General features: G+C 46.1%; 14 protein-coding genes. All 14 read right to left on the minus strand.

Annotated elements, in window-relative coordinates:
- Positions 1 to 143: hypothetical protein (locus DYE48_RS21640; protein ID WP_482793343.1), on the minus strand; the 143-nt coding region annotated here is incomplete at its 3' end.
- 213 nt (positions 144 to 356) lie between these two features.
- Positions 357 to 1,505: a non-hydrolyzing UDP-N-acetylglucosamine 2-epimerase gene (gene wecB / locus DYE48_RS20530; protein WP_115825170.1), complete on the minus strand. Its 1,149-nt coding sequence runs from the start codon at positions 1,503 to 1,505 to the stop codon at positions 357 to 359.
- Positions 1,506 to 1,535: 30 nt separating this feature from the next.
- Complete coding sequence (gene upp, locus DYE48_RS20535) at positions 1,536 to 2,168, minus strand: uracil phosphoribosyltransferase (RefSeq protein WP_089654985.1); 633 nt, start codon at positions 2,166 to 2,168, stop codon at positions 1,536 to 1,538.
- Between the two features lie 854 nt (positions 2,169 to 3,022).
- Positions 3,023 to 4,279 (minus strand): serine hydroxymethyltransferase, encoded by a 1,257-nt coding sequence (locus tag DYE48_RS20540; protein ID WP_115825171.1) that lies wholly within the window; start codon positions 4,277 to 4,279, stop codon positions 3,023 to 3,025.
- A gap of 23 nt (positions 4,280 to 4,302) precedes the next feature.
- Positions 4,303 to 4,866: a TIGR01440 family protein gene (locus DYE48_RS20545; protein ID WP_115825180.1), complete on the minus strand. Its 564-nt coding sequence runs from the start codon at positions 4,864 to 4,866 to the stop codon at positions 4,303 to 4,305.
- Between the two features lie 154 nt (positions 4,867 to 5,020).
- A complete protein-coding gene (gene rpiB, locus DYE48_RS20550) occupies positions 5,021 to 5,461 on the minus strand; it encodes a ribose 5-phosphate isomerase B (protein WP_115825172.1) in 441 nt (146 codons plus the stop codon).
- A gap of 934 nt (positions 5,462 to 6,395) precedes the next feature.
- Positions 6,396 to 7,004: a low molecular weight protein arginine phosphatase gene (locus tag DYE48_RS20555; RefSeq protein ID WP_115825173.1), complete on the minus strand. Its 609-nt coding sequence runs from the start codon at positions 7,002 to 7,004 to the stop codon at positions 6,396 to 6,398.
- 71 nt (positions 7,005 to 7,075) lie between these two features.
- Complete coding sequence (locus tag DYE48_RS20560) at positions 7,076 to 7,603, minus strand: manganese efflux pump MntP (RefSeq protein ID WP_341865627.1); 528 nt, start codon at positions 7,601 to 7,603, stop codon at positions 7,076 to 7,078.
- A 69-nt stretch (positions 7,604 to 7,672) separates the two neighbouring features.
- A complete protein-coding gene (locus DYE48_RS20565; protein ID WP_115825175.1) occupies positions 7,673 to 8,713 on the minus strand; it encodes an L-threonylcarbamoyladenylate synthase in 1,041 nt (346 codons plus the stop codon).
- 224 nt (positions 8,714 to 8,937) lie between these two features.
- Positions 8,938 to 9,249: a hypothetical protein gene (locus tag DYE48_RS20570; RefSeq protein ID WP_115825176.1), complete on the minus strand. Its 312-nt coding sequence runs from the start codon at positions 9,247 to 9,249 to the stop codon at positions 8,938 to 8,940.
- Positions 9,250 to 9,303: 54 nt separating this feature from the next.
- Complete coding sequence (gene spoIIR / locus DYE48_RS20575; RefSeq protein ID WP_115825177.1) at positions 9,304 to 9,909, minus strand: stage II sporulation protein R; 606 nt, start codon at positions 9,907 to 9,909, stop codon at positions 9,304 to 9,306.
- Positions 9,910 to 9,993: 84 nt separating this feature from the next.
- Complete coding sequence (gene prmC, locus DYE48_RS20580; RefSeq protein WP_115825178.1) at positions 9,994 to 10,857, minus strand: peptide chain release factor N(5)-glutamine methyltransferase; 864 nt, start codon at positions 10,855 to 10,857, stop codon at positions 9,994 to 9,996.
- Position 10,858: 1 nt separating this feature from the next.
- A complete protein-coding gene (prfA, locus tag DYE48_RS20585) occupies positions 10,859 to 11,929 on the minus strand; it encodes a peptide chain release factor 1 (protein ID WP_115825179.1) in 1,071 nt (356 codons plus the stop codon).
- A 224-nt stretch (positions 11,930 to 12,153) separates the two neighbouring features.
- Entirely contained in the window at positions 12,154 to 12,555 is a 402-nt protein-coding gene (locus tag DYE48_RS20590) for an LptM family lipoprotein (RefSeq protein ID WP_089654974.1), read from the minus strand.
- Positions 12,556 to 13,032: the final 477 nt, after the last annotated feature.

Consider the following 13,032-nt stretch of genomic DNA (forward strand, 5'->3'; position numbering starts at 1 on the left):
AATAAGGCGTGGGAATAGGGTCTGGGAAACGTCCGCATGAAAAGCGAATGGAGAAACGAACGTGTGTGTTTTTCTACTGACTGATCCAAAACACCGCAAATCGTCGTTTCCCTGACCCCGTATCCATAGCCAGGAATGGTCATTTATTATTCAACTAGGCAAGGCTTCCCTTAAGGGTTCGCGATATACGCTCACCGCGCTCCCGCGGAAAGCGAGTCATTCCCCGCAGCCCCAACCCAGGATACAAACATCTCGAAATCAAGTCTTCCATAAACGGGAGCTATTTTGGAAGAAGGTTAGTTTTATGATAAAGCAAAAGGACGGGGTCTGGGTGACCTCGTCCTTTTGTGTGATTCTTATTCAATTTCGAATGGTGCTGGTTTGTCTTCGCGATGTTTGAAGAAGTAACGAATCGCCTCTGCAATGCGGGCAGAAGCTTGTCCGTCTCCATACGGGTTGGAGGCTTTAGCCATCGCTTCATGTTTTTGGTCATCAGATAACAATTCATGAGCCAGATGGAAGATATGATCTTCTTCCGTTCCTGCAAGCTTCAATGTACCTGCCTCAATTCCCTCCGGACGTTCTGTTGTGTCACGAAGGACAAGGACAGGGACACCCAAAGAAGGCGCTTCTTCTTGAACGCCACCTGAATCAGTCAAAATGAGGTGAGCTCTTGATGCGAAATTGTGGAAATCGATGACATCAAGAGGTTCAATCAGCTTAATTCGATCGTCATTTCCTAAGATTTCGTCAGCTGTCTCTTTGACCACCGGATTCAAGTGAACCGGATAGACGACCTGAATATCGTCATGTTCCTGTACAAGGCGCTTGATGGCGCGGAACATCTGCTTCATGTTGTTACCGAGATTTTCACGGCGGTGGGCCGTCATGAGGACAAGGCGTTTATCTCCTACTTCCTCCAGCACCTCGGATGCGTAGTCTTCCGCTACCGTTGTTTGTAAAGCATCAATGGCTGTATTCCCCGTTACAAAAATGTTGTCCTCCGACTTATTTTCAGCAAGAAGATTATCTCTTGATTTATTCGTCGGCGCAAAATGAAGGTCTGCCATGACACCTGTCAACTGACGATTCATTTCTTCAGGGAACGGGGAGTACTTGTTCCATGTGCGCAGTCCTGCTTCCACATGTCCCACAGGAATCTGGTTGTAGTAGGCAGCCAGCGAAGCGGCGAATGTTGTCGTCGTATCTCCATGGACAAGGACCACATCAGGTTTTGTTTCTTTCATCACTTCATCTAAACCTTCCAAAGCACGAGTCGTTACCTGAGCAAGTGATTGGCGGGCTTTCATGATATCAAGATCAAAATCAGGTTCGATATCAAAAATATTCAACACTTGGTCCAGCATTTCTCTGTGCTGAGCGGTTACAGCAACAATTGGTTCAAACTGTTCTGTACGTTTTTTTAATTCAAGAACGAGCGGTGCCATTTTTATTGCTTCCGGTCTTGTCCCAAATATCGTCATTACTTTAATTCTTTCTGTCATGAGTGCTCCTCCTTTAGTGAGGAAGTGGTTTTATTTAGTTCCGTACAAACGGTCTCCTGCATCTCCTAAGCCTGGTACGATATAGCCTTTTTCGTTCAATTTCTCATCAAGAGCTGCAAGATAGATGTCCACATCAGGATGTTCTTCCTGCACAGCTTCTACACCTTCCGGGGCAGCTACTAGACACATCAAACGAATTTGTCGTGCTCCACGTTTCTTCAAGGAGTGGATTGCTTCATTGGCTGATCCGCCTGTCGCAAGCATCGGATCGATGACAATCAGTTCACGTTCTTCGATATCACTTGGAAGCTTCACATAATATTCGACGGGCTGCAATGTTTCTGGATCACGATAAAGTCCCACGTGTCCGATTTTTGCAGCTGGAATCAATTGGATAATTCCATCCACCATACCAAGCCCAGCTCTTAGAATAGGAACAAGTCCGATCTTTTTCCCTGTCAGTACTTTTGCCTTCGCATCCTCTACGACTGGTGTATCGATCGACACTTCTTCTAGTGGAAGGTCTCGGGTGATTTCAAAGGCCATAAGCGCTGCTACTTCATCTACTAATTCACGGAAGTCTTTCGTCCCTGTCTCTTTTTTACGTATGTACGTCAACTTATGTTGAATCAATGGGTGATCCAGTACATAAACGTTTGCCATTGCCATTCACTCCTTCTGAAAATTTACATCCTTTAAATTGTACAGAAAAAGAACCCTATCCGCAACCTATGAGCGTATTACGAATTATTACAAAATTGCCCTATTCTTGAAGACTCAGTTTCAAGACTTTTGTTGAGGGGAAGGGGGCTGCGGGGAAGAGCTCGATTTCCGCGGGAGCGCGGTGAGCCTCCTCGGACTGCGTCCTGTGGGCTCTCACCATGCACTTTTTTCCTCTTAGATATCCGGTTCCGGCGCCTAGCGGCTAGTGAGACTTCCCTCGCTTCTGTACGATAAGTCAACATCGAATCACTCCGTTCTTCGTGTTTCCTTTATCTCCGCCAGCTCAGTCCAGTCCATACGCCGCTGACCGAGGCGCCTGCACACATAAGGTAGGAGTCTCGCCATTCCCCTCCGCCCCTTTGCCATACCAGTGTCTCGAAACCACTTCCGGAAGAAGCTGCCTTTATGCACATGGTAATTGGAGAGGAATGATCTCCTAAGTACGCTATTCCGCACGTGAAAAACTTGTTATAGAGCGCTTTATGCTTATAACACCAGGATAGTGGAAGACATTCTCCCCCGGTGTAAGGGTTCGTTACCCTAATACGACGAAAGGGTTGGCTGGGAAGCTGCGAGACTCCCGTGGGAGAAAGGAGATAGGTGAGATCCCGCAGGACGTAGTCCGAGGAAGCTCACCACTCCCCCACAGGAAAGCGAGTTGCTTCCCAGCCAACCCTGACGCTCAGTACGGCCACGAACCCCGAAATATCTCGAAACTGAGTCTTCCTCAATCCTGCCAGATTCTTTAATAAGAGCCACTAGATTGATCTAGTGGCTCTTGGTGGTTCCATTCATTAAATGGAAGAAAAGTTGAGTGTCTGATATAACGGGAAGCGGGACGTTAATTCACGTACGCGTTTTTCCGCTTCTTTCATTTTCGCTTCATCCTCGTGATGGTCTAGAGTGAAGGCGATCAGATCTGCAATTCCTTCCATTTCCGCTTCCTTAAAGCCTCGGCTTGTAACCGCCGCTGTACCGATACGGATTCCGCTTGTGACAAACGGGCTTTCAGGATCGAACGGGATGGCATTTTTGTTTGTCGTAATACCGATTTCGTCTAAAGCTTTTTCGACAACTTTGCCGGTCAAGCCTTTGCTGCGTAAGTCAAGTAAGAGTAAGTGGTTGTCTGTGCCATCAGAAACGAGGTCTACCCCTTTTTCAACAAGGGATTCACCCAGTTGCTTCGCATTAGCGATGATTTGACGGGAATATTCTTTGAACTCCGGCTGCAAAGCTTCCTTAAAGGAAACGGCTTTTGCTGCAATGATATGCATCAAAGGGCCGCCTTGCATGCCTGGGAACACAGTTTTGTCGATCTTCTTAGCGAAAGATTCTTCACAAAGAATCATTCCACCACGAGGGCCGCGCAATGTTTTATGGGTCGTTGTTGTAACGAAATGAGCGTGTGGTACAGGGTTCGGATGTAGACCTGTAGCGACTAGCCCTGCGATATGTGCCATGTCGACCATGAGGTAAGCTCCAACCTCATCAGCGATTTCACGGAATTTAGCAAAATCGATTTCTCTCGGGTACGCGCTGGCACCTGCTACGATCAATTTAGGTTGCACTTCTTTGGCCTTCTGAAGTACTGCCTCATAATCAATCGTTTCATCCTTTTCGTCCACACCGTACTCTTCAAAATTGTACAACTTACCGCTAAAGTTAACAGGACTGCCATGGGTCAAGTGACCGCCATGATTCAAATTCATACCGAGCACTGTATCTCCATGGTCAAGCACGGTGAAATATACAGCCATATTTGCTTGCGCACCAGAGTGTGGCTGAACATTTGCATGATCGGCGCCAAACAGTTCTTTTGCGCGGTCGCGAGCTAAGTTTTCAACAACGTCTACGTGTTCACAACCACCATAGTAACGACGGCCCGGATAGCCTTCCGCATATTTATTCGTAAGCACAGAACCCATCGTTTCCATAACCGCTTCTGAAACGAAGTTTTCTGAAGCAATCAATTCAATATTATCCTGTTGGCGTTGTCTTTCATCTTGGACGGCTGCAAAAATTTCTGCATCTGCTGATTTTACATGATTCATGGTCTAGCTTCCCCTTTCCATTCCTAATGATCACAAGAACCTGCTTCTTCTTGACTTACATAAACCGCACGTGCCCCACCAATGAGAGGAGGTCGGGTTTTCGCTGCCGTAATGTGGGCGTGGCCGATGTTTTTCTGAGCCATGCGAAGTGGAACGGCTACACGCTTCAAATGCATCCCGATAAGTGTGTCACCGATATCAAGTCCACCTTTGGCTTCTATCTGCTCCACAAGCACTGGATCTTTCATATGCTTATAAGCGAAGGAGGCCATCGAACCGCCCGCTGTCGGAACAGGAATAGCAGAAACTTCTGTCAAACGCTGCTCTTCCATCACTGAACGGTCGACCACTAATGAACGATTCAAATGTTCACAACACTGGAAAGCGAGATGAACGCCGGAGCGCTCCGAAAGGTTTTGCAGTTCACTGAAAACCACTTCAGCAATGGCTTCACTTCCTGAAGTACCGATTCTTTCCCCTGCAATCTCACTTGTCGAACAGCCAATGACAAATACACCCGGTTGAAGGCTGCTTGTTTCCATTAGCTGATCTACAACAGAACGGACATCCGTTTGAATCTTCTTCACATCCGTCACATTTCTACCTCCTCTATGTGTCAGCACAAATAGGGGAACCCCCTATAAGCGGTTTGTTTTACAAAAAAAGGAGAAGCGTCAGGCTCCTCCTTCAATTGTCAGCATCAGCTAGTAAAAAGCTTCAGCTTTTCTATATCCCATTGTATTACTTATTTTCATATTCGGCAATCTTACTTACACGTCTTTTGTGACGACCCGCTTCAAAATCTGTAGACACCCATGTTCTCGCAATTTCTCGCGCCAAACCCGGTCCGATGACGCGTTCACCCATACATAGGATATTCGAGTCATTATGTTCACGAGTGACTTTAGCTGTGAAAAGGTCATGCACCAATGCGGCACGGATTCCCTTCACTTTATTAGCGGAGATCGACATACCGATTCCCGTTCCACAGATGAGGATCGCTTTATCAAATTCTCCGTTTGCTACACGTTCCGCTGCAGGGATTGCGTAGTCTGGATAGTCGACGGAACTTTCACAATCACACCCGATGTCTTCGAATTCTACTTCAAGTTCATTCAAAACGTCTGCTACTTCTTTACGTAAATTCACTCCGCCATGGTCGGAGGCAAGGATCACTTTCATCTATAGACACTCCCGTCTTCTAATATCAACCTTATCGTGACAGTTTCCCTTCCACCTGTCAATGCTCTCCATCCCACTCTTTCCATTTACCAGCCCCTCTTTTTTATTAAAGTATTTGGCTGGATTCTTGAAGGCTTAGTTTCGAGATGTTTTTTGAGTGGATGGGGCTGCAGGGAATGACTCGCTTTCCGCGGGAGCGCGGTGAGCCTCCTCGAGCTTCGCTCTGCGGGCTCTCACCAAGCACTTTTTTCCTCTTAGATATCCGGTTCCGGCGCCTAGCGGCTAGTGAGACTTCCCTCGCTTCTGTACGATAAGTCAACATCGAATCTCTCCGTTCTTCGTGTTTCCTTTATCTCCGCCAGCTCAGTCCAGTCCATACGCCGCTGATCGAGGCGCCTCCACACTTAAGGTAGGAGTCTCCCCATTCCCCTCCGCCCCTTTGCCATGGAAGATTCTCGAAACCACTTCTCTGAAACTCTGCTGGTATGCTCAAGCGAAGTGGGTAATATAATACTCTCCCCAGTGTGAATCCGAATGTGAAGGCTTGATATAGAGCGCTTTATGCCTACTTCTAAGTGGGGGTGAGAGACGCCCCATTGTGGTAAAGGGGTTCGTTTCTCACATGCATCGAATGGGGTGGTTGGGAAGCTGCGAGACTCCCGTGGGAGAAGGAGACAGGCGAGATCACGCAAGGCGATAGCCTGAGGAAGCTCGGCGCTCCCCCACAGGAAAGCGAGTGGCTTCCCAACCACCCCTGACTCCAAATACGGCAAACGAACCCCGGTTATCTCGAAACTGAGTCTTCAACTAACGGGAGATTTTCTGGAATAGGAGGATATAAAAAACCCAGAGGGGCCTCTGGGTTTTTTAGGTATGTATAAATGATGTCATAAAAACGTAGGACGACGAGGATGTTACGCTTGGGGAAACCGGTTTATTCCTCGTCGCGAAGTTTTTCTACGAGACGTTCAATGTAGTGGTCCAGCTCGTCACGGGTATTCCGATAGATGGAGATATTCCCGCCGAAAGGGTCTATGATATTCAAATCTGGCAGTTCTTTCTCCCGCTGGTCGATTTCTTTTATTTCGTCCTCAAGTTCATCGAACAATTTCTGCTCCAGTTCCTGATCATCGACCTTACCTTTATATTCATTCAAGATGGATAAACGTTTTTCTTCAAAGGCTGCATAAAGGTTCTTTAAATGTTTCCATTGATTTTCATCAATGAGCACATATTCTTTGAGCGTGTAGTATTTTTCTTGATGGTCCGGGTATTGAAGTGCGAGGGTTTGTTTATGTCGATCTGTCATGGTGAGCACAAGGTCTGCCCATTCCAGAAGATCTGAATCGATGGGCCTTGTTTGGTGGTTCAGATTTAAATCGATTTCCCGAAGAACGAGTTCCGAATTCTTTGCCAAAGGCTCGCCTTTTCCCGCGAAAATTCCCGCAGATTGAACATTTCCTTCTTCCAATTTCGATTTTAGCAATGCTTCAGCCATTGGACTTCGGCATGTATTTCCAGTACAGACAAATAATATATTCATAACCAATCTTCCCCTCATCGATAGTCCATTTTCTCTATAGTACCATAGGTACAATTCAGACGGAAAACCTGTTAAAAAATGGCATTCAACCCTAAGGCACACAAAATACTTCCTCCAAGAAGTTCACTGTATGTTCCAAGCAAACCTCCTGCTCGACGGCCAATAATGAAGCCTGTCCATGTCAAAACCATACTGAATACACCGAAGGAAAGGACAGATATAAACATTTCCGCTTCCCTTAAGCCTAAACTGAATCCAACTGGAAAGCTGTCGATGCTTACGCTTAATGCGAATAACCACAATCCGATGCCCGTCATTCGGTATGAAACCGTGTGCTTCTCAGTGAACGAAGCAAAGACCGCATAAGCTCCTAAGCCGAACAACATGACTCCTCCCGACAATTCAGCCCATTCTGCTGCACTATCAGAAAGCCATTTTCCAAGTAGGATTCCTAATCCTGGCATGAACATATGAAAAACTCCGATGACAATCCCAGTGAAAAATGCGTGCCTTAACCTTACTGCTTGCAACCCCATTCCTAAAGAAACAGAGAATGCGTCGAGACCTAAAGCAATCGATAACAAGATTAATGATGTCATGTGCTCCAACTGAAAGTTCCCCTCCCCGGACATGCTATATCATCGTATGCATGGGAGGAGGGTCGTATGTCAGTAGGTCTGGATTCTTTTTACAGCGGCTTTATTCAATCGGTTCATAATTGCCGCTCCTACCCCTGTTTCAGAAAAAGTTTCACATAAAATCAGATCCACATCAGATTTTTTGAACTCCCTTAAGGCTCCATAAAGTTTTTCTGCTACTTGATCAAGCTGAAACCTTGAACCACAGCGTATAAGTGGAAGATGATCGAGTTTTTCAGCTAGTTCATCACTTGCAATCACTCCAACTCTACTTCCATCTTCCTTCAATTGTTGAAGTTGATCGGAAAAGAAATCATCATTGCCATCCACCAGCCAAAGCGGTGATTCAGGCGCATAGTGCGTATACTTCATCCCCGGTGATTTAGGCTTCTGTTTTTCATCAGCCAGAGCAGGATCCATCATGACTTGCGGGAGAATTTTTTCTAAATCTTCCTTCGTTACCCCGCCCGGCCTTAAGATGATAGGAATTTCAGTTGTGCAGTCCACGACGGTCGATTCCACTCCCACCCCTGTCGGACCTCCGTCCAGGATACCGGCAATTTTACCATCCAAATCTTGATAGACGTGATCGGCCGTTGTCGGGCTTGGTCGGCCTGATCGATTTGCGCTTGGAGCAGCTAAAGGTTTTCCTGTTTTACGAAGCAAGGAAAGGGCAAGGGGATGATCTGGCATTCGAATTCCAAGTGTGGATAATCCCGCCGTCACATTTTCAGCGGCTGTCCCATTACTCTTAAGAACAAGAGTTAACGGTCCAGGCCAAAATTCGTCCATCAGTTTCCGTGCGACAGGAGAAATCTCTGAAACTAATTGACTCACTTGATCCTCATCCGCCACATGAACAATTAAAGGATTATCTGCTGGTCGACCTTTAGCTTCAAAAATCCGCTGTACTGCCTCTTCTTCCGTTGCATCCGCACCTAAACCGTAGACTGTTTCCGTCGGAAAAGCGACCACCTGCTTTTCCCTTAGAAGTGCTGAAGCTTCTTGAACTTGAGCCTCCAAATCTCTTGGATTTTCCCTTTGTTTCCACCATTTCGTTTCCATACTCATCGTACGTACCCCTTTATTCCGTATCTGCTGTCATTGTCTATTATGATTAATTCTACAAAATATCGCAAATTTAGACATTATTCACAAGATGTCCTCAAGTTATCCACAATATTACCCACATATCCAAAGAATCCGTTAGTAATTTATAGGGGGAAACTTTTTTCATTCACAAGTTATTAACAAATAATACCCTTTTTGTGAATAACTAAGCGACTTATGCACAATTAACTGTGGTTAACTTCATATATCCACAATCTTTTTTCGACATCCTTTTTCTTGAACTGTTGGTGTTGCAGAAGAAAGTCTAGTGTGTCGGAATGGCTTTCCACATGCAGCTCTCTTAACCCTGCTTTTTCCACATAGGTCTGAATCACTTCGAATACCTCTAAGATCCTACCGGGAGAAATATGATCTTTCACTTGAAGCTGTTCAAGCTTGCCTGCTCCCCTGGATAATTGGATCAGCCGGAAAGATCCAATCGGCTGATCGGCTTTTTTCAACTGATACAGCTCATCTTCTACTTGTTCGATATACATAATAGAATCCACACCCCTTTGTTCTACTCTATGAAAAGGGTTGTGGATTCTATGCTAGGAAAAGATGCTTTCCCATATTTTTACGACAAAGAACTGTACTTCTTCTTCCTCTTCTTCCTCTTCTTCCTCTACTTCTTCTTCCGTCACTTCTTCTGCTTCGGCTACACTCGTACCATTTGAAAAGTCAAGGAAACATAGAGGCGGGAACAACACACACCACCAGTTATCGCCTTTCCCTTCTCCCAATGTGATAAGAATTGCTTCATATTCTCCGGCCGGATAGACGAAGGAACCATATAACTTCGTTGGAAATTGGACAGTGGAATCGTAGTCGACGGTATAATCCTGTTGGATCCCTTCTTTCTCAAGGGTTTGCCCTACAATTTCCTGGAGCTCTGGTAAACGACTTTGAATCAATTCCCGGGCTGCTTCGATGGAAGTTAATTCGGCTACCCATTCGGTAATTTCAGCATTGACCTCATCTCTCACCATACGTTTGAGTGTCTGGTCCTTCTCATCATTACTATCCGCTAGTATACGAAGACGGATGGCTTCATCCGGAATCACTCGAAATTCAGGTTGTGCATTGGATTGTTGTCCCCATGGGAGGACTGCAACAATAATAGATAAAGATAATAACAAGAGCCAACTGTTTTTCATTTTCTTTTCCTCCCTGTCCCTCTACTAGTCGCTAGTATGGACAGGGAGCGTAGACTTTAAACCATAAATCTATCAATCTTTCATTTATAAACTGGAAAAGGCAAAGACCATGCGATCCTTCCCGTTTATATCTTGTCGTACCTCTGAAAGAAATTCCGGCAGCAGCTCATGGATGAGTGCAGATACCGCTCCCCCTTGCTGATGACCGATTTCAAAAGCGATGCATTTCGGCTTTTGTTTCATATGAGAGATTTGGGTAAGGATGGTTTTATAAGCAGCCAACCCATCTCCCTCAGCAAATAGAGCCATCGCTGGATCGAAATCCACCACGGTATCATCCATTTTTTCTTTTTCTGAAAAAGCAATGTACGGTGGATTGGAAACGATAATGTCGAACGGCTCCTCAAGCAGCGTTTCCAGAAAGTTCCCATGATAAAATTGAACATCAGCGTCATGGTGCGCGGCATTCGTTTCAGCTATTCCAAGAGCTTCTTCTGACAGATCCACACCTGTTACATCACTGCCCGGAAGTTCGGTCGCAAGCGTAACCGCAATGACACCACTTCCTGTGCCAAGGTCGACAATACTAGGAGCTTTCAAGTTTTTATCACGGACATAATCCATAACGCCAAGGACCAGCTCTTCAGTCTCAGGCCTTGGAATCAACACGTTTTCATTGACTTGAAATTCCCGTCCATAAAAATGACCGACTCCTGTAAGATGCTGAACAGGAACGCCTCTGTCCGCATGCTTTCTGACAGCTTGAACGAAATCTTTTTCCACTTCAGCAGGGAGAGCTTCATCGTCAAAAGCTAGAAGTTGGGACGGGGTCCAATTCAAAAAATGTTCCAGTAATAATTCAGCTACCCTCGGCTCCCGTTGATGTTGTTGTAAAAAAAGAGAAGCCCAGCGGCGGGCTTCCCGAATCGACGTAAAAGTAGGTTGCATACTATTCACCAATCTGCTCCATTTTTTTCGTTTGCTCTTCGATCAATAGAGCATCAATGATTTCATCCATATTTCCCTGGAGAATCTGATCAAGCTTCTGTAACGTCAAACCGATTCGGTGATCCGTCACACGTGTTTGCGGAAAGTTATACGTACGAATTCGCTCGGAGCGGTCCCCTGTACCTACAGCAGACTTACGGTTTTCATCGTATTCTGCCTGTGCTTCTTGTTGAAACTTATCGTAAACACGGGCACGAAGAACTTTCATTGCCTTCTCTTTGTTCTTGATTTGAGATTTCTCGTCCTGGCAAGATACAACAGTTCCCGTCGGTTCGTGCGTCAAACGTACAGCGGACATGGTCGTGTTGACACTCTGTCCCCCCGGTCCACTTGATGCGAAAGTATCGACTCGAATATCTTTATCATGCAGCTCCACTTCGACTTCTTCCGCTTCAGGCATGACCACGACAGTCGCGGTAGAAGTATGAATGCGTCCCCCTGATTCCGTTTCAGGTACGCGCTGGACGCGGTGAGCGCCGTTTTCGAACTTCAGCTTGGAATAAGCCATGTTTCCCGATACCATAAAGATGATTTCTTTATAACCTCCGACGTCGCTTGCATTCGCTTCAATGACTTCCGTTTTCCACCCCTGCGCCTCTGCATAGCGTGCGTACATACGGTAAAGATCACCCGCAAATAGAGCGGCTTCATCTCCACCCGCTGCCCCGCGCACTTCCATGATGACGTTCTTATCATCGTTCGGGTCTTTCGGAAGCATGAGGACTTTCAAGCGTTCTTCAAGGTCTTGTTTGCGTGTGGAAAGTTCATGAATTTCTTCTTTGACCATTTCCACCATATCCGCATCCATTTTGTCGTCAAGCATCGCTTTTGCATCATCCAGCTGCTCTGTCACTTCTTTATACTCACGATAAGCAGTCACGGTTTCCTGCAGTCCAGATTGTTCTTTGGAATACTCACGCAGTTTATTCGTATCAGAAATAATTTCAGGATCACTAAGTAATTCGTTCAACTTTTCATAACGATCTTCTAATGTTTGTAAACGTTCGATCAATGGTATGCACCTCTTTCTCCATAACATTCTAATTATATTATAGAGAGGTCATGGTTACAACCGCTCAACCTATTCCCCCAAAAAGATAGCCTCACGGAAATTGTTTCGTCTCTACAGTCTTCCATAGGTCAGAAAAGGGAAACAACTTCCTCCCTCAAGCCATCATAGGCCGGAGTTTAGTTGTCCCCCTCCTCTTAAGGAATGGACTTATTGTTGCCAAAAGGTTATTTAACCTTTACATGAATATCATATCGTGGGACTGCTTGATAAACGGCTTCTCGGATTTGGCTTTCCCAGTCGGCTTTTTCTTCGTTGGAAAGCTTCTCATCCCCTTCCAAATGTGCCGTTACCCACACCTGGTTTGCTTCAAGCGTGACCCTTTTCACTTCCACCCCGGGAAGTTGCTCGGCAGCTTTTTCAATATTTTCCCGATCTTGTTTAAGGCCCCACGTATCTCCGACTTTATTCACGGAGCGTGGGCTCTCCTGTCCTCGAGTCACTTCATTATTGTAGCCCATGTTCTCTACATCATCACGACTTGTCATACCTTGGTATTTTTCTCCCTGCAACCCGCAAGCACTCAACAAAAATACGGCCATTCCCGCCATTAATAAGAATCGTCTCATCTCTTGCACCTCTTCTCTTTTTACGGTTATTGTCTCCGAAACTACTCCACTTATGCTCCATTAGTTATTCAACATAATGGCAGGGTTGTTGAAGACTCAGTTTCGAGACTTTTGTTGAGTGGATGGGGGCTGCGGGGAATGAGTCGCTTTCCATGGGAGCGCGGTGAGCCTCCTCGGACTACGTCCTGCGGGGTCTCACCATGCACTTTTTTCCCACAGGAGTCTCCCCATTCCCCTCCGCCCCTTTACCGTGTGAGGCTCTCGAAACCACTCTCGGAATCACTGCTTGTATGCTCAAGAGAAGTAGATAATTTGAAACTCCTCCCATTGGTCATTCCGAGCGTGAAAGATTGATTTGGAGCGCTTTATGCCTGATCCTGCGTTGGGGTGGAAGACGCCCCATCTTGGTATAGGGGTTCGTTTCTCACCTACATCGAATGGGGTGGTTGGGAAGCTGCGAGACTCCCGCGGGAATGG

Origin of the sequence: Halobacillus trueperi, from assembly GCF_003386945.1 — a bacterium.
GTDB lineage: Bacteria > Bacillota > Bacilli > Bacillales > Halobacillaceae > Halobacillus > Halobacillus aidingensis.

Coding starts and splice junctions, on each gene's coding strand:
- DYE48_RS20570 (WP_115825176.1), bottom strand. CDS start 9,249: ATGTATATCGAACAAGTAGAAGATGAGCTGTATCAGTTGAAAAAAGCC.
- DYE48_RS20555 (WP_115825173.1), bottom strand. CDS start 7,004: ATGAATATATTATTTGTCTGTACTGGAAATACATGCCGAAGTCCAATG.
- rpiB (WP_115825172.1), bottom strand. CDS start 5,461: ATGAAAGTGATCCTTGCCTCCGACCATGGCGGAGTGAATTTACGTAAA.
- spoIIR (WP_115825177.1), bottom strand. CDS start 9,909: ATGAAAAACAGTTGGCTCTTGTTATTATCTTTATCTATTATTGTTGCA.
- DYE48_RS20540 (WP_115825171.1), bottom strand. CDS start 4,279: ATGAATCATGTAAAATCAGCAGATGCAGAAATTTTTGCAGCCGTCCAA.
- DYE48_RS20590 (WP_089654974.1), bottom strand. CDS start 12,555: ATGAGACGATTCTTATTAATGGCGGGAATGGCCGTATTTTTGTTGAGT.
- DYE48_RS20560 (WP_341865627.1), bottom strand. CDS start 7,603: ATGACATCATTAATCTTGTTATCGATTGCTTTAGGTCTCGACGCATTC.
- prmC (WP_115825178.1), bottom strand. CDS start 10,857: ATGCAACCTACTTTTACGTCGATTCGGGAAGCCCGCCGCTGGGCTTCT.
- DYE48_RS20565 (WP_115825175.1), bottom strand. CDS start 8,713: ATGAGTATGGAAACGAAATGGTGGAAACAAAGGGAAAATCCAAGAGAT.
- upp (WP_089654985.1), bottom strand. CDS start 2,168: ATGGCAAACGTTTATGTACTGGATCACCCATTGATTCAACATAAGTTG.
- wecB (WP_115825170.1), bottom strand. CDS start 1,505: ATGACAGAAAGAATTAAAGTAATGACGATATTTGGGACAAGACCGGAA.